Source organism: Microcystis aeruginosa NIES-843 (assembly GCF_000010625.1).
Taxonomy (GTDB): Bacteria; Cyanobacteriota; Cyanobacteriia; order Cyanobacteriales; family Microcystaceae; genus Microcystis; species Microcystis aeruginosa.
The window spans coordinates 3794467-3820856 of the sequence record NC_010296.1; the positions used below are offsets into that span (position 1 = coordinate 3794467).

Annotated in this window: 20 protein-coding genes; 13 read left to right on the forward strand and 7 right to left on the reverse strand. The window is 41.3% G+C overall.

Annotated features, from left to right (window positions below):
* Positions 1-285: 285 nt before the first annotated feature.
* From MAE_RS17890 to MAE_RS17900, 3 genes are all read right to left on the reverse strand, one after another.
* Positions 286-672: a hypothetical protein gene (locus MAE_RS17890; protein ID WP_012266823.1), complete on the reverse strand. Its 387-nt coding sequence runs from the start codon at positions 670-672 to the stop codon at positions 286-288.
* A 55-nt stretch (positions 673-727) separates the two neighbouring features.
* Positions 728-1480 (reverse strand): class I SAM-dependent methyltransferase, encoded by a 753-nt coding sequence (locus MAE_RS17895; RefSeq protein WP_002795748.1) that lies wholly within the window; start codon positions 1478-1480, stop codon positions 728-730.
* 80 nt (positions 1481-1560) lie between these two features.
* Positions 1561-2052 (reverse strand): hypothetical protein, encoded by a 492-nt coding sequence (locus tag MAE_RS17900; protein WP_002795747.1) that lies wholly within the window; start codon positions 2050-2052, stop codon positions 1561-1563.
* Positions 2053-2243: 191 nt separating this feature from the next.
* Here MAE_RS17900 and uvrB point away from each other — a divergent pair, with 191 nt between their 5' ends.
* From uvrB to MAE_RS17915, 3 genes are all read left to right on the forward strand, one after another.
* On the forward strand, positions 2244-4247 hold the full coding sequence (gene uvrB / locus MAE_RS17905) for an excinuclease ABC subunit UvrB (protein WP_012266824.1): 2004 nt from the start codon (positions 2244-2246) through the stop codon (positions 4245-4247).
* Between the two features lie 4 nt (positions 4248-4251).
* On the forward strand, positions 4252-5259 hold the full coding sequence (locus MAE_RS17910) for a hypothetical protein (protein WP_012266825.1): 1008 nt from the start codon (positions 4252-4254) through the stop codon (positions 5257-5259).
* 139 nt (positions 5260-5398) lie between these two features.
* Positions 5399-6370, forward strand: a complete 972-nt coding sequence (locus MAE_RS17915; RefSeq protein WP_012266826.1) for a hypothetical protein — start codon at positions 5399-5401, stop codon at positions 6368-6370.
* A 149-nt stretch (positions 6371-6519) separates the two neighbouring features.
* Here MAE_RS17915 and MAE_RS17920 read toward each other — a convergent pair whose 3' ends face one another.
* Both MAE_RS17920 and MAE_RS17925 read right to left on the reverse strand, forming a co-directional pair.
* Positions 6520-9399 carry a UPF0182 family protein gene (locus tag MAE_RS17920; RefSeq protein WP_012266827.1) on the reverse strand — a complete coding sequence of 960 codons (2880 nt, stop codon included), beginning with the start codon at positions 9397-9399 and terminating at the stop codon, positions 6520-6522.
* 145 nt (positions 9400-9544) lie between these two features.
* Entirely contained in the window at positions 9545-10771 is a 1227-nt protein-coding gene (locus tag MAE_RS17925; RefSeq protein WP_012266828.1) for a glycoside hydrolase family 10 protein, read from the reverse strand.
* Here MAE_RS17925 and MAE_RS33480 point away from each other — a divergent pair.
* The gene (locus MAE_RS33480; protein WP_158303541.1) at positions 10712-10861 is read left to right on the forward strand and encodes a hypothetical protein; all 150 of its coding nucleotides are present in this window, start codon (positions 10712-10714) and stop codon (positions 10859-10861) included. The two genes, MAE_RS17925 and MAE_RS33480, sit on opposite strands and share 60 nt — an antisense overlap.
* A 75-nt stretch (positions 10862-10936) precedes the next feature.
* Here the strand turns inward: MAE_RS33480 and MAE_RS17930 are convergent, their stop codons facing one another.
* The gene (locus tag MAE_RS17930) at positions 10937-12064 is read right to left on the reverse strand and encodes an ABC transporter permease (protein WP_002760841.1); all 1128 of its coding nucleotides are present in this window, start codon (positions 12062-12064) and stop codon (positions 10937-10939) included.
* 84 nt (positions 12065-12148) lie between these two features.
* On the opposite strand from MAE_RS17930, the gene MAE_RS17935 reads away from it, so the two are divergent.
* Positions 12149-13084: a 2OG-Fe(II) oxygenase gene (locus MAE_RS17935; protein ID WP_012266829.1), complete on the forward strand. Its 936-nt coding sequence runs from the start codon at positions 12149-12151 to the stop codon at positions 13082-13084.
* 68 nt (positions 13085-13152) lie between these two features.
* Here the strand turns inward: MAE_RS17935 and MAE_RS17940 are convergent, their stop codons facing one another.
* A complete protein-coding gene (locus MAE_RS17940; protein WP_002760845.1) occupies positions 13153-15351 on the reverse strand; it encodes a transketolase in 2199 nt (732 codons plus the stop codon).
* A gap of 130 nt (positions 15352-15481) precedes the next feature.
* On the opposite strand from MAE_RS17940, the gene MAE_RS17945 reads away from it, so the two are divergent.
* The 8 genes from MAE_RS17945 (at position 15482) to MAE_RS17980 (ending at position 26367) form a co-directional block, all read left to right on the forward strand.
* Entirely contained in the window at positions 15482-16981 is a 1500-nt protein-coding gene (locus tag MAE_RS17945; RefSeq protein WP_041804195.1) for an SLBB domain-containing protein, read from the forward strand.
* Positions 16982-17339: 358 nt separating this feature from the next.
* Positions 17340-18299 (forward strand): aldo/keto reductase, encoded by a 960-nt coding sequence (locus MAE_RS17950; protein WP_012266831.1) that lies wholly within the window; start codon positions 17340-17342, stop codon positions 18297-18299.
* A gap of 646 nt (positions 18300-18945) precedes the next feature.
* A complete protein-coding gene (locus MAE_RS17955) occupies positions 18946-19521 on the forward strand; it encodes a hypothetical protein (protein ID WP_012266834.1) in 576 nt (191 codons plus the stop codon).
* 1116 nt (positions 19522-20637) lie between these two features.
* Entirely contained in the window at positions 20638-21078 is a 441-nt protein-coding gene (gene pssD, locus MAE_RS17960) for a PssD/Cps14F family polysaccharide biosynthesis glycosyltransferase (RefSeq protein WP_002760856.1), read from the forward strand.
* Between the two features lie 33 nt (positions 21079-21111).
* The gene (locus tag MAE_RS17965; RefSeq protein ID WP_041804884.1) at positions 21112-21639 is read left to right on the forward strand and encodes a glycosyltransferase; all 528 of its coding nucleotides are present in this window, start codon (positions 21112-21114) and stop codon (positions 21637-21639) included.
* A 475-nt stretch (positions 21640-22114) separates the two neighbouring features.
* Complete coding sequence (locus tag MAE_RS17970) at positions 22115-23239, forward strand: glycosyltransferase family 4 protein (RefSeq protein WP_002760862.1); 1125 nt, start codon at positions 22115-22117, stop codon at positions 23237-23239.
* 11 nt (positions 23240-23250) lie between these two features.
* Positions 23251-25368 carry a GumC family protein gene (locus MAE_RS17975; RefSeq protein WP_012266838.1) on the forward strand — a complete coding sequence of 706 codons (2118 nt, stop codon included), beginning with the start codon at positions 23251-23253 and terminating at the stop codon, positions 25366-25368.
* 72 nt (positions 25369-25440) lie between these two features.
* Entirely contained in the window at positions 25441-26367 is a 927-nt protein-coding gene (locus MAE_RS17980; RefSeq protein ID WP_002795732.1) for a glycosyltransferase family 2 protein, read from the forward strand.
* Positions 26368-26390 lie beyond the last annotated feature (23 nt).

Consider the following 26390-nt stretch of genomic DNA (forward strand, 5'->3'; position numbering starts at 1 on the left):
GGGCAAGTTATTATTGATCGAACCAAAATCTTCCCAGTTATCATCGAGAAATAGAGATTTCACTAAAGTCCATAAAATAGTTAGGGTTAGCTGAATAAATCTAAAAACCTTGTTGGGTAAGACTTTTAGACTTTTTGTCAATCAAAAAGTACCAGATATGGGAGTGGTCGGGGGGAAAATTCCGGGACTTTTTCCCTGAAAATTAGGTAATTTACCCGATGAAAATGGGTAAAACCCCACACCCCACACCCCACACCCTACACCCTGCCCCTAGGAAAAACTTTTTCAGCAGACCCTAGTTAGCTTTCCATATACAGACTTGGTACTACGGACATTATGGGCCGCCACTTTTACTTCCATTTCAATCTGCTTTAATTCAGCAATAACTTTCTCTCGCTCCGCCGTAATTTTGGCTTTTTCTTCAGTTAAATTCCGCATTTCTGAAGTTAAAGAATCTAATTCTTTTTGCAGGTCAACATTAGTGGCAGATATTTCAACAATTTGGTCTTTTAAATGACTGTTATCATCTCGATATTGCTGATTCCATCGTTTATATTGTCCTTGAGAGCTTCGCAGGGACTTAATTACAGCAACAGCTTCTTGTAACTCCCGATTATCTGGATAATTTCTGGCTAGTTTATAGAGAGAATCTACTCGAGCGTCGATATCCATGTTTATCTACCTCTTTGCCTAGATAATCTTATGATACCCAAGCTTACCGATAAAATTAACCCGAAGAACCAGCCTTTTGGAAAATCATTAAATGTTGTTGGGGCAAAGTCTCGATGATTTCTTCTGGCAGTAAACCAACAGCGGCCATTTCTTTTTCTACCTGTCTGCGGGTCATTTTATGAAGGGCCTTGATGGGAATCAGGGGATTTTCACGACGGTATTCTACTAATACCACCCTACCATCGGGTTTTAAGGATTTGACCAGATTCTCCATCATCTCGCGGGGAGAGGAAAACTCGTGATAAGCATCGACCATTAAAGCTAAATCGATCGCATTTATAGGCAATTTGGGATCGGTTTCTGTAGCGAGAATTGTGGTGACATTCTTAACTTGATTTTCCTCGGCTAAAAAATCAATTGCCCCTAACATTTCCGGTTGCACATCGACGGCGAAAACTTGCTCTACTAAATTCGCCATAGGAAAACTCAAATAACCTGTCCCCGCGCCGATATCTGCCACTAGGTCTGTGGGTTTTAAATGTAGTGCGGTGATCAGATCATCGGGTTTTTCCGTGAAACGGCGACTAGGACGTTCTAACCATAACATTTCTTGGTGTCCCATGACTTTAGCGATTTCCCGTCCTAGATAAAATTTACCGATACCATCGCGACTATGAAGCGCTCGAATCTGATAATATTCCTCTTGCGCTAAAACTGAAGCATCGTAGGTAAGATTTAATAATCCGAAACCGCAAAAAACCACTATTAGAAACGAGACAATTAAGAAAAATTTTTGCTTAAACAGCATCGGGATTAAAAACGGTGGGCTAGAAAAAATAAATTCCCCGTCCGGGACAGGGAAAAAATCCGTCTTGATCAACAAAACAATTAATCCAAAAATCCCATTAAAGTTTCGGGATCATCGATTTCATTGGAAGCAACGGGACGATTACCCATGACTGTATAAGTTTCGCTAATGTGCAGATGACTGAGAGCGATCGGACGATTGCCAGAAATCGCTAGAGTGCTACTGACTTCCATACCACTAGAGCCGACAGGACGCAATCCACCGACGGAAGAATAGGTACTAACCACTTTCAGATGGCTAACTTCCACGGGACGGCTCCCGGGTAACATTTCATCTTCCGTGAAGTGAAGATGGCTAGTACCAACAGGACGATTTTCGGGTAAGCGATGTTCAGGTTGATAGAATTTTAAGGCTTTGGAAGCCGATTCAGCGTTGTTTTTCACCGAAAGGGCGACCACTTCTTTATCTTTGGCGGTTTTAGCCGTAGTAGCTTTACCGCGTGGGCTGCTGGTCTTTTCTTCTGTGGTTGCTGGGGTTTGAGTCCCGTTCGTTTCTAGATTTTCCACCGTCATAACCTGATACTCCTTTCCGTTAATAGCTTCGGGAAAACAATAAGATTTAAGTTTAGGGTATTCTCGAAGACTTTTAATCTTTTTTTAAAATCCTCTCTAATATTAAGATACATCTTTCTTTCCCAAAACCCTATCAGTGTTGGTAATTTGATTGATAATTTATTTTGCCTGTTCTCTACACCTAGCCGCTAATGACCGCTTTTCAACTACAAGCACCCTTTCAACCCACTGGGGATCAACCGGCAGCGATCGATCAATTGGTAGATTCCCTGCAAAACCAGCATCGTTTCCAAACCCTCCTAGGGGCAACTGGCACCGGCAAAACCTTCACCATTGCCGCTGTGATCGAGAAAATCGGCAGGCCTACCCTCGTCCTTGCCCATAATAAGACCCTGGCGGCCCAATTATGCAACGAATTGCGGCAATTTTTCCCCAATAACGCCGTGGAATACTTTATCAGCTATTACGACTACTATCAACCAGAGGCTTACATTCCCGTCAGCGATACCTACATCGAAAAGAGTTCTTCGATTAATGATGAGATCGATATGCTGCGCCATTCGGCCACACGATCGCTATTTGAACGCAGGGATGTGATCGTCGTCGCTTCCATTAGTTGTATTTATGGTTTAGGAATGCCTGCGGAATACCTAAAAGCGGCGATTTCCTTAACAGTTGGTCAAGAGTTCGACCAAAGGCAATTATTACGGGCCTTGGTGTCAGTGCAGTACAATCGCAATGATTTAGAGTTAACTCGCGGTCGTTTTCGTCTGAAGGGCGATATTTTGGAAATTGTTCCCGCTTACGAGGATCGGGTTATTAAAATTGATTTTTTTGGCGATGAGATTGAAAGTATTCGTTATCTCGATCCCCTGACGGGGGAAGTTTTGCAAAAATTAGAGCGAATTAGTATTTATCCGGCCCGTCACTTTGTTACCCCGGAGGAGCGTTTAGAGGTGGCCTGTCGGGATATTAAAACCGAGTTAGATAACCGTTTATTGGAGTTAGAAAAAGCGGGCAAATTACTGGAAGCGCAACGTTTGGATCAGCGGACTCGTTATGATTTAGAAATGTTGCAGGAAGTGGGTTATTGTAATGGCGTAGAAAATTATTCGCGGCATTTAGCGGGTAGATTAGCGGGGGAACCGCCGGAATGTTTGGTGGATTATTTTCCCGAAGATTGGTTATTAGTTGTGGATGAATCTCATGTTAGTGTGCCGCAAATTCGCGGGATGTATAATGGCGATCAATCACGAAAAAAAGTTTTGATCGATCACGGGTTTCGTTTACCCAGTGCTGCGGATAATCGTCCTTTGAAGTCGGAAGAATTTTGGCAGAAAGTTAATCAATGTATTTTTGTTTCGGCTACTCCGGGAGATTGGGAATTAGAACAGTCAGAAAATCGCATTGTTGAACAAATTATCCGACCGACGGGAGTTTTAGACCCTGAGATTTTTGTGCGACCAACCGAGGGACAAGTAGATGATTTATTAGGGGAAATTAAGGAGCGAGTGCAGTTAAATGAACGGGTTTTGATTACCACTTTAACTAAACGCATGGCGGAAGATTTAACCGAATACTTGCAAGAAAGGGGAATTAAAGTTAGATATCTGCATTCAGAAATTCAATCAATTCAACGGATTGAAATTATCCAAGACCTGCGAGAAGGGGTCTTTGACGTGCTGATCGGGGTGAATTTGCTTCGCGAGGGGTTAGACCTGCCGGAAGTGTCTTTAGTGGCGATTTTAGACGCAGATAAGGAAGGATTTTTAAGGGCTACCCGCTCTTTAATTCAAACTATCGGCCGGGCCGCTCGTCATATTCGCGGTCAGGCAATTCTTTACGGAGATAATCTCACCGATAGTATGATTAATGCGATCGAAGAAACCAAGAGACGACGCGCTATTCAACAGGAGTATAATCAGAAACATGGGATTATTCCGCAACCGATTGTTAAAAGGTCAAGTAATTCAATTTTGGCTTTTCTGGATATTTCCCGTCGCCTAAATTCCCAACAATTAGAGCAGGTTTGTGAGAATATAGAAGAGCTTTCTTTGGAACAAATTCCCGAGTTAATTCAACAACTAGAAGCGCAAATGAAAGAAGCGGCGAAAAATCTAGAATTCGAGTCAGCAGCTAAATATCGTGATCGGATTAAGCAATTACGAGATAAGTTATTAAATCATGTTAGATAAACCTATGACTAGATTTATTCATGACCAGTTTGCCAAAGATTATCTCGAAGAATTATTATCTTCTCTGGGAGAGGTAAAATCGGCACGGGTTGTCCGAGGAGAAGTACGAGAAATCGATGTCTGGTTTTCACCCCAGATTCTCGATAATAATCCTAGAGAACTGCTGGGATTACTGGGAAAAATGGCGATTAATCCCTGTTTATTTGAACCCTTTCGTAATCCTGTCACCGCTACAGAAATTAGAACTTGTCTGTTAAAACTATTGGAAGTGGAAGGGGAAATTAATCGTCAAGCAAATCGTCAGAAAACGAATCTTAACGATGGGGAAATCCCCCGTCTCTGGATTTTGACTCCCAGTGCTTCCTCGCAACTGTTAGGAGGATTCGGAGCTAAATTAGATGAGGAGAATTGGGGGGAAGGTATCTATTTTTTGGCTCCCTCTTTACGCACGGCAATCACCGTTATCCATCAATTACCCCCAACAGAAGCAACTCTCTGGTTAAGAATTTTAGGCCGGGGAAAAGTACAAGCAAGGGCGATCGATGAGTTAGAATCGTTACCAGAGGACCATCCTTTTCGGGTAAATGCTCTAGAATTATTATTAAACTTGAGAACTTCTTTAACTAACGATCAAGAGCTTGAACAGGAGGACAGAGAGTTAATTATGAGATTATCACCTTTATACACTTCCCGTCTTCAGGAAGAACTGGATGCTGGCCGTCAACAAGGTCTTCAACAAGGTCTTCAACAAGGTCTTCAACAAGGTCTTCAACAAGGTCTTCAACAAGGTCTTCAACAAGGTCTTCAACAGGGTCTTCAACAGGGTCTTCAACAGGGTCTTCAGCAAGGAGAACGTCTGGTGGTAGAAAATTTATTGAAAGCTCGTTTTGGTAGTTTAGACCCAGATTTGTCCCTAATCATCGAGCGCATTTTATTATTACCAGTGGAGGAGTTTACCCCTTTAATAATTAATTTATCTCGCACAGAATTAATTGCCCACTTTTCTAATTAAAAGCATAACTCAATCCTTTGATGATACTGGATTTTAAAATTGGCTGATTAACCAGAGCAGTCAATTTTCCGGGCAAATTCGGGGATATTGAGGATTAAGCAATTACGAGATAAGTTATTAAATCATGTTAGATAAACCTATGACTAGATTTATTCATGACCAGTTTGCCAAAGATTATCTCGAAGAATTATTATCTTCTCTGGGAGAGGTAAAATCGGCACGGGTTGTCCGAGGAGAAGTACGAGAAATCGATGTCTGGTTTTCACCCCAGATTCTCGATAATAATCCTAGAGAACTGCTGGGATTACTGGGAAAAATGGCGATTAATCCCTGTTTATTTGAACCCTTTCGTAATCCTGTCACCGCTACAGAAATTAGAACTTGTCTGTTAAAACTATTGGAAGTGGAAGGGGAAATTAATCGTCAAGCAAATCGTCAGAAAACGAATCTTAACGATGGGGAAATCCCCCGTCTCTGGATTTTGACTCCCAGTGCTTCCTCGCAACTGTTAGGAGGATTCGGAGCTAAATTAGATGAGGAGAATTGGGGGGAAGGTATCTATTTTTTGGCTCCCTCTTTACGCACGGCAATCACCGTTATCCATCAATTACCCCCAACAGAAGCAACTCTCTGGTTAAGAATTTTAGGCCGGGGAAAAGTACAAGCAAGGGCGATCGATGAGTTAGAATCGTTACCAGAGGACCATCCTTTTCGGGTAAATGCTCTAGAATTATTATTAAACTTGAGAACTTCTTTAACTAACGATCAAGAGCTTGAACAGGAGGACAGAGAGTTAATTATGAGATTATCACCTTTATACACTTCCCGTCTTCAGGAAGAACTGGATGCTGGCCGTCAACAAGGTCTTCAACAGGGTCTTCAACAGGGTCTTCAACAGGGTCTTCAACAGGGTCTTCAACAAGGTCTTCAACAGGGTCTTCAACAGGGAGAACGTCTGGTGATAGAAAATTTATTGAAAGCTCGTTTTGGTAATTTAGACCCAGATTTGTCCCTAATCATCGAGCGCATTTTATTATTACCAGTGGAGGAGTTTACCCCTTTAATAATTAATTTATCTCGCACAGAATTAATTGCCCACTTTTCTAATTAAAAGCATAACTCAATCCTTTGATGATACTGGATTTTAAAATTGGCTGATTAACCAGAGCAGTCAATTTTCTGGGCAAATTCGGGGATATTGAGGATCGTTCTGGAACCAGCATCAGCTTTCTTGCTAATTTGTGGCCAATTAGCGGCAATTTAGCTCTGATCACCTGAGAATAGCTTTTCTAAAGCTTCCTTCAAGGTTGGTTCCATGACAATTTTATTTTGATAAGCAACTGTTACTCTAGCGATTGTCGGGACACTATTTTGGTCTGCCACTAGATACAAAGGTTCTACATAAAGCAGCGATTGTTCAATGGGAATAATTAATAGATGTCCTTGCAAAACTTTAGAACCGTCCCGATTCCAAAGGGAAATCTGTTGAGAAATATCTGGATCTTGGTTAATTAAAGCCTCAATTTGATTCGGTCCGTACACTAACCTTTGTTTAGGAAATTGATAGAGTAATAACTTACCATACTCTCTATCGTCTGAACGCGCCGCTAACCAAGCGATTAAATTTTGCCGACTAGAGGGAGTATAGGGATGGAGGAGAATAAATTCTTCTTTGTCGGAATCGGGCAGTTTCATGATTAAATAATAGGGTGATACAGCCTGGGGTTCCGTGCCGTAAATTTCTAGGGGAATTTCCCATTGATCCTCCCGATTATAAAATACTTGCGGATCGGTCATGTGATAGGTTAATAATCTTTCCGCTTGGGTACTAAATAAATCTTCGGGATAACGGATATGACTGCGGAGAGTTTTCGGCATTTCTGCTAAAGATTTAAAGAGATGAGGAAAGATTTTACTCCACGTCTGAATGATTGGATCATTTTCATCGGCAACATAGAAATTCACCGTTCCATGATAGGCATCCACTACCACTTTGACCGAATTGCGAATATAGTTAAATTTATCTTTCCCCGGGTCAGAATAGGGATAGCGATTGCTGATAGTATAAGCATCAATAATCCAATGTAATTTACTACTACTATCGCCCACATCTGCCGCTACTAAATAGGGGTTGCGATCATAATTTAAAAAAGGGGCGATAGTTTGCACACGATTTTGGATATCACGACGCATTAATAAGCGAGTTTCGGGAGTAAAATCTTGGCTAAATAACATTTGCCAATCCCGCAGATAAAGGGCAAATAGCCAACGTCTCCACCCCGTCCCCACTAGGATTCCTCCCTTACCATCGTAGGTATTATAGACATTTCCATCCCCGCTAGGAAAATCCAATTCTTCTACGGTGGTGGGAGTCATCACATAATTATTAGTTAATTCCCCGTAGTAAATGCGGGGTTTACCAATGGGAATACTATAATCAATTAATTCGCTAGAGGTTTGTAGGGCCCCTTCGTCTTTATTTGTGCCGATATCTTTGACAAAATAGTAGGGTAAACCCCCGGCAGCCACTAAATTAACCGGGGAAAGAGTGAACCCATAACCGTGGGTATAAACGAGATGTTTATTCACCCAAGTGTTAGCAGAAGTGGGAACCGCACTATAATCTAATTCTCTAGCGGCAATAATTGTCTGTTGTTTTTCAGATATTTGACGTTCTTCGATTTTTTCAGGCAATCCTACTCGTACCCGATAGCGATCGATATCAGCATCGGGGAATTTATAATATAAGCGAATTTGCTGTAATTGTCGGTTAGTTTCTAGCAGTGGTTTGGTGTCCCAAAGACGAATATTATCGATAGTTAGATGGTTTCTCTCTAAAACTTCGGCATTTAATTCGGCCTGTGGATCGAAAACTTGGGCATCAATTCTATCTAAGGAAAAAGCCGCTCTTGTGGATTGAATACTTCTTTCGATATAGGGTCTTTCTCTCACTAATTCATTCGGTTGTACGACAGTTCTTTGCAATAGTCCACTGATAATTGTGCCACTTATCCAAACAATTAAATAGAGAAATACAGGAACTAAGTAGGGGAAAAATACCAACTTTTTCTTAGTATTTTTGTATAACTTGCGACGGTCTTTTTTACCAAATAATGCTTTTTCTCCTAACCATATAGAGGTTATTCCTGCAATAATTCCCAGAATAATTTCAATAAATTGACCAACATGAACATCGATATAACCCGCACCATAAACTACCCCTTCCGGAGAATAAAGTAGCAGGTAACGCTGAATAATATGGTGTAATACTAGCAGCCCCATTAACCCACTCCACAGGGCGTATAAATGACGCAGTTGCGGACGGGAAAACCCCGGAAATGTTCCCAGAGAAAGACTATCGGCCGAAAAAAGATAGGTTAAAATAACAGCAAAAAGAGTATATATTCCCACACCAGTGAGCCATAATTCTAGTAACTGCCACAGGGGTAATTGAAAGATGTAAAAACCTAAATCATTCCCGTATTGAGGATCGTTAATATTGAAAGGAACACCATAAAAATATTTTAAAAAATTCGCCCACTGCCCAGCAATAATGAAAGATAGCATGACAGTGAATACTATAGATATTATTCGCAAAAAATACTCGGTTTTAATTAATAATCCCAAGACTAAAAAAGCGATAATTAACCCTTGCCACAAATTACTGGAAATATCAGTTAATACTTGCCTAATCCAAACTATTTCCAGAGGAGAACTTAGGGAAGAACTAAGGTTAGGGAGATTAAAATCTGGTGTCCAGAGACTGAGGGCTAGTTTACTGTAATACAATAACATTGACCCGATCCAAGCTCCAATTCCCGTTGCGATAATCAAAAGACCGAGTAAATTAATACTAGGAGATTGAGGACTAAGAGGATAACTATCTTCCTTGGCTTTTTGCCAACGAAAACGCTGGGCTAAACGTAAATTAGTAAAAATAAAGAGTAGAGAAAGAATCGCACTTCCCCAACCTAATCCTAGTTGCCAAGATAATTGTTTCAGGAAAGTGTTTAAATAACCCATCTCGGTAAACCAGAGGCTATTGGCTACCACTAATACCCCCAACTGCCCGATCACAAGGCAGCCGAGAAACAGTAAAATAGGTTTAGCGATCGAGCTTCGGTTATGTCTGATCAGCATGGATAAAGTGATAAAAGAGAGTCTTCTTTCATTCTAGCGATTCTAGTTTCTCCCTGCTGCTTTTTCTTAATTTAAAGATAAACTTAAGAAACTATAGCCGGGTTAGGGCAATAATTTAGCTGAAAGTCAGCAATTTTCCCTAATTTTAGCGAGGATTAGCAGACTGGAGTATTTCTCGAAAAATCCTGCGTCGATAGGAAGGAGATTCATTGCTCATATTCCATAAAGTTTCGTAGAAAAAGAAAGAAACGCCAAAATTTTGTTGTCTCGATTTTTCCACTTGTTGAGTAATATTAACCATCGGAATCGGACGACCTTTTAAACCAGATAAAATCCCAATAGCCACGGGGATAGATTCTCTAGCTTGCTGTAATTCTGGTTGCGATAATTCCCAGTCAAAGGCGTTCATATCAGTTCGATACACTTGTATTATTAACTCATCAATCAAGTTTTTTTGTTGCCATTTTTGCCAATCTAAAAGATAGGATTCTAGGGAGAAAGTGTAGGGATTAGGAGATAGGGAAATAATCGCTGTAGGTTGGCGCTTTTTAATCATCTGGGCTAAAGTATTCATATAGTCAGTAATTTTATCGGCCCGCCATTGAATCCATGCTTTATCTTGGTAATCTTGCGGGGGTAATTGTCCCGAATGTTCCCTTTGATAGAGTTTAATCGTGGTTTCATCATAGCCAAAATCGGTGGGATAACCAAAATGATCATCAAACTGAATTCCTTCTATATCGTAGTTAGTAATAATCTCGCTGACTAAATCCGTAATAAAGTTTTGTACTTGCGGATGTAAGGGATTTAACCACACCCGTTGATGCACTTTTCCTTCCCACCAAATCACACTTTTATCCTGTCTTTGGGTTAACCAATCGGGATGTCGTTTTGCTAATTCTGAATCCGCAGGAGCCATAAAACCAAATTCAAACCAGGGAATAATTCTTAATTTTTTTCGATGACCTTGGCTAATTATTTCCTTTAAAAAGTCACGATTTTTTAAAGATTCATGGGGATCGATCGCTCGTCCCGTCACTTTTTCTGCTACCCTAGAAGGATAGAGTGTATAACCCCAATTCCAGACCGTGGGATAAATAGTGTTAAAGTTTAAATCAGCCAACCTATCAAGGGCATCTTTTAGGATTTCTGGTTTAAATAATACCTCACTATCGATATTAGTTAACCAAACTCCACGAATTTCGGGTTTTTCTTGGGGTTGATTGGTCGATTGTGCCGGATAATTAAAGGTTATCGTCATGATACAGGCAAAGATAATTAAAAATATTACCCAGCTTATTTTCCCGTATCTTTGACTATAAATCACCAAACTATCGGCGAAATTATTAAAAGTTTTACTGATTCTATTCATAATGGCAAGTGGGGAAGTGGGGAAGTGGGGAAGTGGGGAAGTGGGGAGGTGGGGAGGTGGGGAGGTGGGGAAATTGAACTACAACCCTAAAACCCCAAAACCCCAACCCCTAAAATCTATCTCCTGCCTGCTGCTGACTGCCTCCTGACTGATAAAATAACTAAATTATCTCTCTAAATTGCGAGGATCTAGGGCATCGCGTAAACCATCACCGAGTAAATTAAAAGCTAAAACGGTGAGAATAATTAACAAAGCAGCTGGCCAAATTAACCAGGGTTGTAGAACAATAATTGAGGCATTGGTAGCCAGAGAAAGCATATTTCCCCAACTAGGATCTGGTTGTTGAATTCCCAAACCAATTAAACTTAAAACCGATTCGGCCACGATAAAACCAGGCACGGCTAACGTAGCAGAAATAATGATATAACTGGCAGTTTGGGGCAGCACATGACGCAGAATAATATAAAGGGGTTTTGCTCCCATAGCTTTAGCAGCCTGAATAAATTCCTGTTCTTTCAGGGATAAAACTTGACCGCGAATTACCCGCGCTAATCCCGACCAACTGATAAAAGAAGTAATCAGGACGATTAATAAAAAGCGTTGGGTGCTGGTTAATCCTGCGGGTAAAACGGCCGCTAGGGCCACGAGTAAATATATGCCGGGGATAGTCATTAAAACTTCCACAAAACGCATTAAAATTGCATCTAACCAACCGCCAAAATAGCCAGAAACGCCACCGACAAATAAACCGATAGGGAAAGAAATTAAAATCCCGACCAAACCGATAAATAAACTAATTCTGCCCCCGAAAATCAAGCGACTAAAACTATCGCGTCCCGATTCGTCGGTTCCCAATATATTGATTCTACCATCGCCGATGACTCCGAACAGATGGAGATCAAAAGGGATACCGGGGAATAAAGTTACTTCCTGCCATTTTGGCGGCAAAGGTAGGCGAATTTGACCGAAATTATAGGTTTCACCCTTAACCAAGAGACGCAGCGGCAAGGGGTTGTTAAAATCTCTCATTAGCTTCCGCTCACCAGTTTCTATATTAATAGCACTTTGAGTGGTGGGATAGACGTGGGGGCCAATCCACTCACCCTTGTTACTTCCCGACTGCGAGCGCCAAAAGATTTGGGTGGGGGGTAGGAGAGACTGACCGGGTTGGGAGGAGTAGGGAGAGTAGGGAGCGACAAAATCCGCCGCCATTACGCTTAAATAGAAGATTAACAGTAAAACTGCTCCCCAACGGGCGAGAGGATTATCTTTGAGTTTGTGCCACCAGTCCATAGGCGATGAGGTCAATAGGAGAGTTAATCTTTATTTTGCTAGTCTGATTGCTACAATTTATCATACCAACAAAAAAGCTGTCTAATGTTTATTAATCCCCTTGTTTATGAGAAATCTTCTGTCTATCGTCAAGATTTTGAGACAGCGCAACCGTTTAAGCATTTGGTCATCGATAATTTTTTAGTTAGGGAGCAAGCGCAAATTTTGCTGGAAAATTTTCCCAGTTTTAATCCGCAAAAAGCCATTAGTGAGTTAGGAAAAGTTGGCGGCAAGGCGGTTAATGAGGATTTAATCGGTTTAGGGGGTGTTTATCAACAGTTTGGCCGCTACGTTCAAGCTAAAGAGTTTTTAGAGTTAATTTCCGAATTAACCGGTGTCGATAATTTAATTCCAGACCCTAGTTTTTATGGGGGTGGAACCCACGAAAATTTACAGGGTCAAGAATTAGACCCTCACATTGATTTTAACCTCGATGAGCGTCATTGGTATCATCGCCGCTTGAATTTATTAATCTATTTAAATCCCCAATGGCAAGCAGATTGGGGAGGGAATCTCGAGTTACATTCCAATCCTCGTCAACCGGAAGAAAATAAGATTAAATCTTTTGTACCCATCTTTAATCGTTGTGTTATTTTTGAAACCAATGAATATTCATGGCATGGATTTTCTCAGATTAACTTACCAGAAAATCAACGGCATTTATCGCGTAAATCTCTTTCTATCTATCTCTATACCAAAGAACGTCCAGACCAGGAATTATCACCATCTCATACAACTTTTTACATCCCGCGCCCGCTGCCAGAAAATATTCAACCCCATCAAGTTTTAAGCTCAGAAGATTACCAACAAATTAAAATTTTACTGAAAAGACGGGATGATTTAATTCGTTTTTATCAAGATAGAGAACTGAAAGAATCTCAGGATTTAGTTAGTTTAAAATCCCATATTAAACGCTATCTATCCCTCCAATATCCTCGCCTATGGAAAATTATTAAAAGTTTACTCCGTTGGCGAAAGTGACCTGAGAAAAAATCCCTACTTTCCAATCAGAGAGAGTAGGGAATAATCAAAAAAAACTAACTGGGAACTTAGCCTAATAACTGGGTAGCACGCACAGTTAAAGCATTGGCAGTTAAGCCATTATAGGCCATAATTTCCCCGGCACTGGCGGTGGTTTCTCCCCGTTTCCAAGCGAAGACATCCCGACGGGTGTTACTGCGTAACATAATCGGTTCTAACATGGCGCTTGTACCACCGGTTACTCCGATTAAAGCATCACCGGCAAAGAGACTGTCAAAACCAGCATCATCGAGGAAATTATTATCAGCTGCCGAGCTAGTTTCACTCATCACATCGCTAGGACGGTAGAGACGACGGGGATTAATTACCGAGACGATTTTTACACCGATTCCCGCTGCTTCTAACTGTTGTGCAGACTCAAAGACGGGTAATAAAGTCATATCACCAATGACGGCAAAAACAACTTTTTTACTGCCTTCCGATTCGTGGAGAATTACGCCGCCTTTTTCTAAAGCTTGACGGGTTTGCTCAAAAGTGGTTCGCACCGGTAAAGGCGATTTACTAGCGGTGATTGTAATGCCTTTATTGCTAGTTCCTAACGCCCATTCATAACAGACTTGAATACTGTTAGCATCGCAGGGAAAGAGAGGAAAAATATTGCCATTTCGCATCATAGCGGCGAAATAATTTTCAATCTCTGGGCGTTGGTGTGTCCAACCATTACGCCCTTGCTCTAAGGCTCCGGCGGTGAATAAAGTAATAGTAGAAGGGGTGGGACGACGTAACTCGGCCATCGCTTGGGTTACAGTCTGCCAAATCGGTAAACCATTGATAGCAAAAGACTCGTAGGAACACCATAAAGTCCGCGCTCCCAAGAGAGATAAACCGACGGCTAATCCAGCACAGGCATCCTCGCTTAAAGGCTCATAAACTTGACCGTTAGGTGCTTGGAAATAGGTATCATCGCTGGTGGGGTGAATAATCTTTAAACCGACGTTAATATTATTAATTCCCGAAGCGGCATTACCATCAGCATTAGTGACGACAAAATTGGGGTCAGCTTTACCCACAGCTACCACTAATTCCCCCATGGCAGTGGTGGCCACTTTTTTATCACCACCCACAGTATATTCCGTCATCGGTAAGGTTCCTAAATCCGGCAGCGGGAAGACTTTTTCCGTTACCACTGTTTCCACTGCCGGACCGCCTCCAGAGCGCTCGAAATTAGTACGAACAATTGCCCAAGCTTCAGGGGGTAAAGCGCGTTCTTGTAAGGCAGCAACGATATAATCTTTTTCTAAAGAATCTCCTGGATAAAGATTATGGGAAGCCGCTCCCCGTTTGTGAACTCCCGCCCCTTTAAGTTGTTTAATAATGATAACGGTTAGTTTACCTCCTAAAGCTAATTGGGCGGCTTTATCCGTGGCCATTAACACCGCTTTCATGAACTCCAGACGCTGGTTAAAAGAGAATTTGGTGCTATCTACATATTCCCCATTTTGATGAGCATTATCGAAGTCTTTGGCATTAATGAGAATCACTTCCTCGAAACCATTACCGCGCCAATAGGCTTCCATTTCGGCGTTAGTTTTCAGGGACACCATGCTATGGTGTTCTTGGGAATAGCCATTCCAAACTAAAATCGGTAGAAAATTGGTAATTTCGGGATAAGCAGTGTGAAAATGACCAAAACTACTCATAATATACGGTTCTCCTAAACCACCATCCCCGATAGTCACAGGGAAAAGGGTATTAGGGTGTAATTTGGCCGCCGCCATGGCGAAATGTTGGCCTTGGCCCAAAGGACCAGCCGGCCCGAGCAGTCCGGGGATTTGTCCGGAAAGATGCCCTAAAAGTCCGTGTTTTTCCCGAAAACGTTCTCCCAATTCCCTGACGTTGCTGATGCCCATGGCTTCGAGAGAGCGATCGAGAAAGACGTTACTATAAAAACCGGGGGCATGATGGCCCACTTCGGTGAAGATATTTTTCTGGCCCAACATCATCAAAGAGGCAATTACGTCGGCAGCGCTGGCAAAACCGCCGGGGTGTCCCGATTCTTTGGTAGCGGTGATTTGTAGGGTGAGGTAACGCAAAGCATCGGCGGCTAGGAGGGTTTGATAGATAGCATTCGGGTCATTAGCGGCAATAATAGCGGTTTTTCCCTCAGCGATAGCGGCTTTTCCTGCATATTTATCAAATTCGGGTAAGGAACCCCCAAAATATTTTATTCCTTGACAAAAATCGGGAATTGTGCTAGTAGCTGTCATAAAATTAATATACCCCTTTACATACAGGCAATCGTTAAAACTATCTTACAGTTAGCGGTAACTCTCGATAGATGCGATATTACACGGGGTTTCCATAGGCGATCGACTATTTGTGCTACACTGATCGCCAATGTTAACGATAAAATTAATCCTATTGATCATGTTAAATAGCAACCAATTACAGGATTTAATCAGTAAATCCCTACGTTATCTATTAATTATCGGCACTATTGCCCCCCTAACTTCCTTAGAGGCTCGCCCAGTCCAAGCCACTCCTCCGAGTAGTCCTGCACCCGCTAAAGAGGCGATTGCTCCTATCCCCGCAGAAAGCAAAGAGTACACCCTAGGAGAAGGAGATAAAGTCCGCGTCACCGTCTACCAAGTCGCCGATTTAAGCGGCGATTTCCTTGTTTTAGCCGATGGAACCCTGACTTTACCTCTGATTGGTAGCGTCAAAGTGGAGGGAATGACCGTCACCGAAGCCGGCCAAACCCTCGCTAAACGTTACACCACCTATCTCAAGCGTCCCGTGGTTACTGTTAGCATTCTCACCCCCCGGCCTCTGCAAATCGCCATCGCGGGGGAAGTCAATCGTCCGGGTACTTATACAATTAACCCCGAACAAAGCCAAAAAACGCCCCTATTGACCGAAATAATCCGGCAAGCAGGGGGAGTGACTACGGTGGCCGATATTGGTCAAGTTCAAATCCGACGCAACCTCAAGGGACAAGAACAGCTAATTCAAGCGAATCTCTGGCAATTAATCCAAAAAGGCGATAAAACCCAAGATATTAGCCTCAGAGATGGCGATAGCATCGTTATTCCCACTAAAACGACCCTTAGCGTCGGGGAAGTCAATCAATTAGCCGATGCCAATTTTGGACTAGATAGCGATCGAGAAATTAATGTTACTGTGGTGGGAGAAGTTTATCGTCCGGGGTCCCATCGTATTGTCCCCACTGCCAACAATAACAATAACAACAATAATGACCAAGATCGCGGCGGCACCAGGAAACCGGCCCGACTAACCCAAGCTATCCAACAAGCGGGAGGCATCAAACCTCTGGCCGATATCCGACAGGTACAAGTGCTGCGTTATACTCGTGACGGTTCCCAGCAGAAAATCCCCGTAGATCTCTGGAGTTTGCTCGATAAAGGTGATATGACCGGCGATATCTTTCTTCAAGAAGGTGATACGGTGATTATCCCCACCGCTACTGAAATCTCGGCCAAGGAATCGGAAACCCTAGCATCGGCCAGTTTTGCCCCTAAAACCATTAACGTGAAAGTGGTCGGGGAGGTGAAAAAACCGGGGACAATTGAAGTTCCTCCCAATACCCCTCTCAATCAGGCAATTTTAACCGCAGGAGACTTTGATAAGCGTCGGGCCAATCAGTCCACAGTGGAATTAATTCGTCTCAATCCTAACGGGACCGTTACCAAAACCTCAATTAACATCGATTTTTCCCAGGGTATCAACGAGAAAACTAACCCGATTCTCCGCAATAATGATGTGGTTGTGGTTCATCGTAGCGGTCTGGCATCTGCTACCGACACCCTCGGCACGGTTTTAAGTCCCTTTACCGGTCTGACAGGCCTCTTCAACGGATTTTTAAATCTTTTCCGTTAAAAAAGTTTACTTTACCCGGATGTCAATAGCTAAGTAATCGAGCTAATAATAGATATAGAAACGGCGAAAAGTCGTGAGCAGTCACGGCTTTTCTGCTCAAGAGACTCAGGAAAGAAAACTATGATTTTTCTCCTTACTCTAGCCCTAATCTCCCTGTCGATTAGCTACAATGTTCACGGCGAAATAATTAGCCTCAGTACCTGCTTATTAGGTCTTTTTTGTGGCTTATTAAGTTTGTTCTTTACACCCCTACTGGTAAAAGTTTTTATCCTTGTCACTTTAGTCCTCTTTAGCTGAGATTTTAAACCCTAAACTCGACTAAAACCCTAAGCATACTTAACCCATCAAAAAAACTGTTATGCAAAAACGCTATCTCGGTCAGACTAATATAGAAATTACTCCCCTTCTCGTGGGTACTTGGCAAGCAGGAAAAAAGATGTGGGCAGGTATTGAAGATGAGGAAAGTATTAAAGCCATTCGTGCCGCTTTTGAGGCAGGAATTACCACTGTAGATACAGCCGAAATCTACGGGGAAGGTCACTCGGAATTGATTGTCGCTCAAGCTTTAGCCGATGTGCGAGAACAGGTAATTTATGCCACAAAAGTTTTTGCTAATCACCTCAAATATGAGCAAGTTATCGCAGCTTGCCATCGCTCTTTAAAAAACCTCCAAACTGATTATATCGATCTTTACCAAATTCATTGGCCTAGTGGCTCATGGAACACGGAAATAGTGCCTATTTCTGAAACTATGGCCGCTCTTAATTATCTGAAAGCACAGGGAAAAATTCGCGCTATAGGGGTTTCCAATTTCTCCCGCTCTCAACTGGAAGAAGCTGGTCAATACGGCAGAATTGAGAGTATTCAACCTCCCTATTCTCTCTTTTGGCGCTCGGTAGAAAAGGAAAATATGCCCTATTGTATAGACAATAATATTTCTATTCTAGCCTATTCTCCCCTTGCCCAAGGTTTATTAACAGGAAAATTTAGAAACGGTTATCAGTTGGCAGCGGAAGACCATAGAATTAAAAATAAACTCTTTCATGGCGAAAACTTTCAGAGGGTACAAGCGGCTTTAACTCAATTAGAACCGATTGCTAACCGCTATAGTTGTTCCCTAGCTCAATTATCTCTGGCTTGGTTAATTAAGCAACCCCAAACTAATGCAATTGCTGGGGTAAGAAATGCCGCTCAAGCAGTTAATAACGCTCAAGCAATGACAATTAATTTAACCCCAGAAGACCTAAAATTAATTGATAATATTGGTAAACAGGTAACTGATTTCTTGGATGATAATCCCGTGCTGTGGGATTTCTAAAAATTATGCAGCAGTTATCCTAAGGGTGAGGATAGAAGTTTTGGTGGGTGCATCTCAACACAACTCTCAACTCTGGGAGCATCTCACCTTTGTAACCCCTAAATCAGGTTTTTATGTCAAGCTATTTTGAAAGCCTTGCTGGAAACCAGTTTTAGGTATAAATATAATTACTCACTTGCATAAATGAGATGCTCCCTCTCAACTCTCAACATTTGCAGAAATACCGACAATAAGCAATTATCAGTGACTCTTAAATTGGTACAAAAATATGAACAATCGCGTCTAAGCATCCCACCGAAAAACTAATGCGCTCCGGGGTTTGGGGGCGGCGCCACGACCCCAACGGGGGGTTTGGGGGGTTCTACCCCCCAAAAGCTTGGATTGAGTGATAAAATCGGAAGTAACGCCCAATTTTAAAAGAGAGTTTCCCTTTAAAAATCCCAACTTAGTAGATTTACGAAAGTGAGATTCAGTTCCTGTTCTTTGATTGTAACTGGCTACTTAGTTGATGATAGGTGGTGCGTTAGTAACGCACCCTACGTTTTACTTAGTAGATTTACAAAAGTGAGATGCACCCTATTTAATTCTCAGGAAAAAGCCTGTATAATGACAGCTATAGTCCGATTCTTATCGCAGGATTATACCTATGGCTAAATCCAAAAAACACAATCTGCAATGGATCAAAGAAACCCTCGATTTAAATCCAGATCATAACTGGAAATCTAGTCCGGGTAATAGTATTTTTGTAGCTGGTCGCGGTGCAGTGCGCTTTGAAGTTCCCCAAGATTGGCATTTTGAACCCGATGATAATTCCTTTCGTTTTTTGGATAGAAAACCCCCCGATGATGATTGTCGTTTAGAGGTTTCCTATAATTTACTTCCCCCCGGAGATTGGAAAGAATTACCCCTAAAAGGAATGGTCAAAAAGTTAGCTCGTGAAGATAGCCGCAATCCTCACGAAATTGGCGAAGTTATCCAAGAAAAACGCCAAACTGCGCGCATTGTTTGGGTGCAAATTCAATTCATCGACCCCCAAGAAAATCGGCCAGCTTATTCGCGCATTGCCGTGGGCATTGGTTCCGGGGTTCAATGTTTAATTACTATGGATTATTGGGTCGATGATGCGGAAAAATTCACCCCCGTCTGGGATACGGTTATCTCCTCCCTGGTGTTAGGTTTATACATTCGCGATCCCCGCAGCGGTTTAGCTTTCCCCGACTAAAGGTAATAGCAATTTTGTAGGAAAATTTCCTTGACAAAAAACCTTAATTGTGATAAAGGAAAAATTGATCGCTCGACTCTGGTGGGGATAAGTACCTAAGCAAAATTAATTACACATATCTAACCCCCCCTTGCCTCTTGGCTCCTGCATGAGTGCCTTTCTTCACTAGGAAATTTATTTTGCACGACTACTTAGCTGCCGGTTCCCGCATTGACGGGATGTGCAGGAAAGCAAGAGGCACTGAGACTTAAGCGCAAGCTATGACCTTTAAGTACCTAAGCAAAATTAATCACATATACATGAGTTAATCTGAGAGACAGTTCATTCGATATGCGATTACCCTGTAATACTAAATCCTGTTTAAAAGGGATAGAAGAGTGGGGAGCAGGGAGCAGGGAGCGGGGATTAGTGAGAGGAAGTTCGAGGATTTGTACTAAAATTCCCAATAGGCAGTTTAAATGCAGTACAGCTTACAGCATTTCTCAGATAGATGAGGTTTGCTCTTGCATCTGAAATACTTGATTAGCAAGGAGCAGTCTGTGCTTCACCTTTACGAGAAAGGCTGTATATAAAACTTTCTAGTTTTGACCGTTAAAACTGGATTTCGATAGTAATCAACTCCCTAACGGGGGAAAGAAGACGAAGGCAATTAATCCCTACAGCAGTGTCTTTTTGCTCCTATAAAATAAAGCTTAATATCTCTATCTAAAGGGATATGATTAATTTTCCTAGCTCCTATAGAATAACCAGTAAGAGATGAGCAAAATATGAAAGCATATAACTGACTGTCTAAAGTTAAATTATTCTTCCTCGATACATTTCTTGAATTTAAACCTCAGTCATATATATGAATACCCTAAGTACAGGACAAAAAATAATTTCTTCTCTGGCAAAAATGGTTCCAAGCTTTATCTGGAGAGACTTTCGGGATTATGTTCCAAAAGTGCTACCGTGCAAGGCTTTCAAAGATTTTGTCCTGTACTGAGATGAATACCTTCATCTGTAATTAGCAGGGCTAACCCTTTGAAATTATCACCGATATTAGCAAGGAAATTATCTACAATCACCATGCTATTAAACCTTTGTCGACCAATTATAAACTAGGATAAAACACTGATGAAAGTCCTATTAGTTGCCTCGACGGGAGGTCATTTCCAAGCGATGCAAAAACTGCGACTTTTTTGGGAAAACCACAATTGTTGTTGGGTCACTTTTCGTACCCCCGAAACCCAAGAAATCTTGCAAGACTATCCAGTTTATTGGGCTTATGCCCCGACTAATCGCAATATTCCCAACCTATGGCGTAATTTTGTCTTAGCAGCCCAAGTTCTTCTCAAAGAACGTCCTCAATTAATTTTATCTACAGGGGCAGGAGTTGCCGTTCCCTTTATCATTTTGGGCAAGTTATTGGGATGTAAAACAGTCTTTGTTGAGTCTTTTACACGGGTTGAAGCTCTCAGTTTATCGGCACGATTAGCCCAACCGTTTTTAGATGTTATCTATGTGCAGTGGGAACAGCTAAAACAACGTTATGCTAAGACCGAAATGGTAAATTAACCGATATTTATGGCAATTGTCGAGGAAAATACTATGATTCTAGTCACTGTCGGTACAGAGCAGTATCCTTTTAATCGTCTGATGGAATGGATAGATAGTTTAATCAAACTAAGTATAATTTCTCCAGAAGAAAAAGTGATTGTCCAATACGGTTCTTGTACCCATTTACCGAAAAATGTGGAAGCATACCCGATTTTGCAGCCAACAGAGTTTCAAGACTTAGCCCAAAAAGCCCGTTTAATTATTGCCCATTGTGGAGAAGGAACGATTGATTTATTGGCGACCTTGAAGGTTCCCTTTATTTTAGTTCCCCGTTCCCATATTTTCGGTGAACACGTTGACAATCATCAACTAGAATTAGCGGCAGCTCTCCGGCTGAAAGGAATTTGTATTGCCCAATCGAAGCAGGAATTAGCTTACTTTGTCAGTGAGCCTAAACTGACCAGTTTAGGGAAAGCTCCCACGGATTATTATCACGATATCTGTGATTCTTTAAGTCAACGCTTTCAGGATAGGGCTCTCTTATTCCTCTTATTGTGTGATCAGTTTAACTTACTATAGAAGCGATCAATCTTTGTGTCCTCTGTGTCTCTGTGGTTCCTTCCACTCGCTCGCCAGCAGGACTGTATCTTAGAATACATTTTACCCACCAAACTCAAGAGAGCCAGGATAGTTACGAGCCTCGTCTAGCTTCTACTTGGCGGAAAGTATCTCTCTCTAGAAAACTCCGAAAAATTTCCGAGGGATTGTTTGTAGAAATCAGCTACCTGTGGAAAAACCTTAGCCGCTATCTCCACTTTTCCTTTCTTCAGTCCTGTCCTTTAGGAATGTCTTCACTTTAAGACCTGGCACTATATAAGAGGGAAAACTGTCTATTAACTGTCTATTAATTGACGCAATTGTGATTAAAATCACGGTTAGATCGAGGTAAGTCTGTTTCAGTAGATTTATATTTTCCAGTGATTTAACACTCACTTGTCTTCAGACAACTTATAATTTATTCTTTCCAAAAGTCAACTATTTTTAGGAATCAACTATGGCTAATCGATTAAGAGTGATCATGCTCGGACCTGATCCCCACGAACAGGGCGGCATGGGGTCAGTGGCTTCTTTGATTTTAAATACACCTATACCCAATATTAAAATTCAATATTTGTCCACTTGGAAAGCTTATTCGGGCAAGGCAAAAATCGGCAATTTGTTGCATTTAATTGCCACCTTTAACCAAGCATTTCTGTCTTTTTTGCGCCTGTTATTGCAGGGAAAAGTTGACGTAGTGCATCTTCACCTCTCGGAAAGGGGCAGTGCTTTAAGAGTCAGTATTATGATGGTCTTTGCCCTGATTTTTCGTAAACCGATTATTATCCATGCCCACGGTTGTGAATTTCATGAATTCCACGATAACTTAGCTGCACCTCTGAAAAAAAGCTTGGATTGGCTGCTACAACAATGCACCTATCTGATTGCCCTATCCCAAAGCTGGCAGAATTATTATATTTATCATTGTGGCCTAAAAAGTTCTCAGGTTTTGCTCCTAAATAATCCCGTACAGCTGCCCGCCCAAATTCCCGAACGTCAAAACAGACAGCAATTAAATTTAGTTTTTTTAGGTAGAATAATTCAACGCAAGGGAGTATACGACCTCCTGCACGCTCTCGCCAGACTAAGCCAAGAATCCCTAGGCAAAATCCATTTAATTTTAGCGGGTAGCGGTGAAGTTGACCAAGCTCAAGCTCTCGCCCAAGATTTAGGCATAGAACCATATATTAGTTTCCCTGGTTGGATTAACCCCCAAGAACGCGAGCAGCTCCTTGCCCAAGCAGATATTTTTCTGTTACCTTCCTACAATGAGGGGCTACCCATGGCCCTTTTAGAAGCCATGAGTTGGGGACTAGCGGTAATTACTACACCCGTGGGCGGCAGTGGCGAAGTTGTAATTCACCAACAGACAGGTTTATTGGTTAATCCTGGCGATAGGCAAGGATTGGCAGATCAGTTGGAATTATTGGTCAATAATGAATCACTACGCCTAAAATTAGGGAAAAATGCCCGAGAGTTCGTTACTCCTTTGGATATCAATAACTACAATAGGTCTCTTGCCAACCTATACCAATTAGCCCTTAGAGCAGCCAAATCTTTGGCTGTAGAACCAAGTTTTTAGTACCTAAATTTATGGAAAACCGACACCTAACTGAGGAAATTGATTTCCTCAAATACTGGTCAATTGTTAAGCGTCATTGGCTCCCCGCCACGGCTGTGGCAATGTTGCCATTAATGGCCTTGCTATACTTAGCTTTTTCGTCCGAAAAACAATACGAAGCTTCTGGTAAACTCAAGTTTAAACGAGAAAATGTTACCTCTGCCTTGGTCACGGAAGCGGGTGAGAAAATTGGCAAACTCGATTCGTTAAAAGTTCAAGATACACCTCTAGATACAGAAGCAGAAATTTTGCAATCGGCTCCCATAGTTACTGAAGTGATTAAAAACTTAAATCTTAAGGACAAAAAAGGAGAATTGCTGATATATGAAGACTTTTTAAAGAATTTAAAAGTTACTAACATACCGGGTACCGATATTTTGATGGTTAGTTATAGAAGTCCCAGTGGAGATCAGTCCGCAAAAGTAGTTAATGAGGTGATGAAGAACTATTTAAAAAATAATATCACCTTGAATCGGGCAGAGGTCGAGGCGGCTAAACAATTTGTTAGTCAACAATTACCGAAAGCTGAAAAAGCTTTAAGAGAAGCAGAAAGTAATTTACAAAGCTTTAAAACCAAGAATCAGATCGTTGATTTGCGAGGAGAGGCAAGCCTACTTGTACAGCAAATTGGGCAATTAGATCAACAAATTAGTCAACTGCAAGGAGAAAAGGCTAAAGTGGCAGCAAAAAGTCAAGAACTACGCCAAAATATCGGCACAAATCCCCAAAAAGCGATCGCTCAAAGTAAGGTTAATAATTCCATTGCTGTACAGAATGCTCGCCTGAAACTGCAAGAGGTGGAAAGAGAATTGGCCGTGGAACGCACCCGTTATACAGAAGCTAACCCAGTGGTGATAACATTAAGAGACAAACAAGCGGTTTTAAAGAATTTATTGAATCGGGCAGTCCAAGAAGCGATGACACAACCCGGAAGTAATTCTCGCGTGTCTCAAAGCAAGGACTTACAGGACAGTTTGACAGAATATCTAGTCAGTAATGAAGCGGAAAATAAAGGTCTAATCAAGCAATTAACTTCTCTACAAGAAACAAAAGCTGCCTATGCTCAACGGGCTAAACAAATTCCACAACTAGAGCAAAGCCAAAAAGTTTTAGAGCGTCAAGTGGAAATTGCTCAAACTTCCTACCAAGCACTCAGAAAAAATCTCCAGGAGCTAGAAATTACCGAAAAACAGCAGGTAGGCAATGCTCAAATTGTCAGTGATGCTGTGCTTTCTAAATATCCGAAATCATCGCAAAAACAGTTAGAGACTATCGGTATAGTTGTAGGGGGTATAACTTATTTATTAACGACTTTTCTGTTAGAATTGGTTTCTCCTTCACTTAAAAGTATTAAAGAGATCAAGAAAATTTTTCCCTATACCTTTTTAGGTTCTTTGCCTCGACCAAATAAAAAAATGACTAATATCATTCTTCAAGAACAGCCCAATTCCCTATTTAGTCAAGCCTATCGCCGCGTTTTGTCCCAAATCACTATTGCTAATCCCGACAAAAATCCGATAACTGTTATTGTTACCAGTAGCATTTTTGGAGAAGGAAAATCAGAAGTAGCTGCTAATTTAGCTCTGGCTAAAGCTGAACTTGGTAGTCAGGTTTTAATAATTGATGCTGATCTCCCTAATCCTCAACAACAGAGAATTTGGTCTTTAGACAATGATCAAGGCTTAAGTGATATTTTGGCAAGAAAAACTCAATTATCTTTAGCAATCAAGAATATTAGTAAAAATCTCGATCTTATCTTAGCAGGTCATCAAGTTATTAACCCATTAGCTCTATTTAATAGTGATAAAATGGAGAGTTTATTGTACGAAAGCCTCGAAACTTATGACTTTATTATTATCGATGCGCCGCCGTTGCTTTTGAATGATATTACTCTCCAAATTAGCCCCAAAACAGACGGGATTATTTTCGTAGTCAACCCAGAAAAACTAGAGACCACCACAGCCATACAAGTGCAAGAAATACTGAAGAAATATCAGTATAACCTGCTTGGTTTAGTCGTTAATGGAGTGAGAATTAATCGGGAATCAGAACCTTATTTTCGCTATGCCAAAAGCTACTTTAACTCTTGACTATCTTGATTAAATACTATATACATAAAAAGTATTTTAGTTATATTAAAATCTCTGAATTTACCCTAAAAAATGAACGCATATCCCCTAGTATCTATTATCATCCCTGCCTATAACACTGAATCCTATATTGCCAAAGCTATTCAATCTGCCCAAGAGCAAACCTTAACCAATATAGAAATCATTGTTATTGATGATTGTTCCACCGATAACACTCTTGCCATTGCCCAAAGTTTTAATGATCCCCGTATTATAATTATCCATAATTCAGAAAATCTTGGAGTAGCATCTACCAGAAACAAGGCAATTAAATTGGCAAAAGGTAGCTGGTTAGCTCTCTTAGATTCCGATGATTGGTATGAACCAAACCGCCTGGAAACTCTCTTGGAAGTTGCCCAAAAAACTCAGGCAGATCTAGTTAGCGATGATGTGTATCTCATTTATGATCAAGCACCGTCGCCCTGGACAACAGTAATTAAAATGAGTGGGCAAACCCTTGCTCACCCCCTGGTATTAGAGCCAATTTCTTTTATTACAAAACAAAAGTTTGAAAGTAAAAGCCTCTTTGTCACGATGACTAAACCAATTATCAATCGTCAATTCTTACTAGCGCATAATCTTGAATACGATCCCACTCTCAGACAAGGACAAGATTATTGGTTTTATTTAGACTGTTTGTTAAAGGAGGCTAAGTTTATTTTTTATCCCTATCCCTACTATTATCAAAGAACTAGACCAGGCTCCCTGACTCAGCAAAAAACCTCCCTAAGACTAGAATCTTACTGTCGAGCTAACCAAAAGTTTTTAGAAAAAATAGAAGTAAAAAATAGTCGAGAATTAACCAGAGCTTTAGTTAAGAATTTGCGTCATCTTCAGAGGTTTAAAAATTATTATAAAGTTGTTGAACCCCTGAAAGAGGGAAAATTTTTGGAGGCCCTACAAGCCCTCAATATCGATTTCTTGCTCCTGTTCTTGCAACGCATTCCCACACTTTTATAAAACCATCTATCCCAAAAACCCGC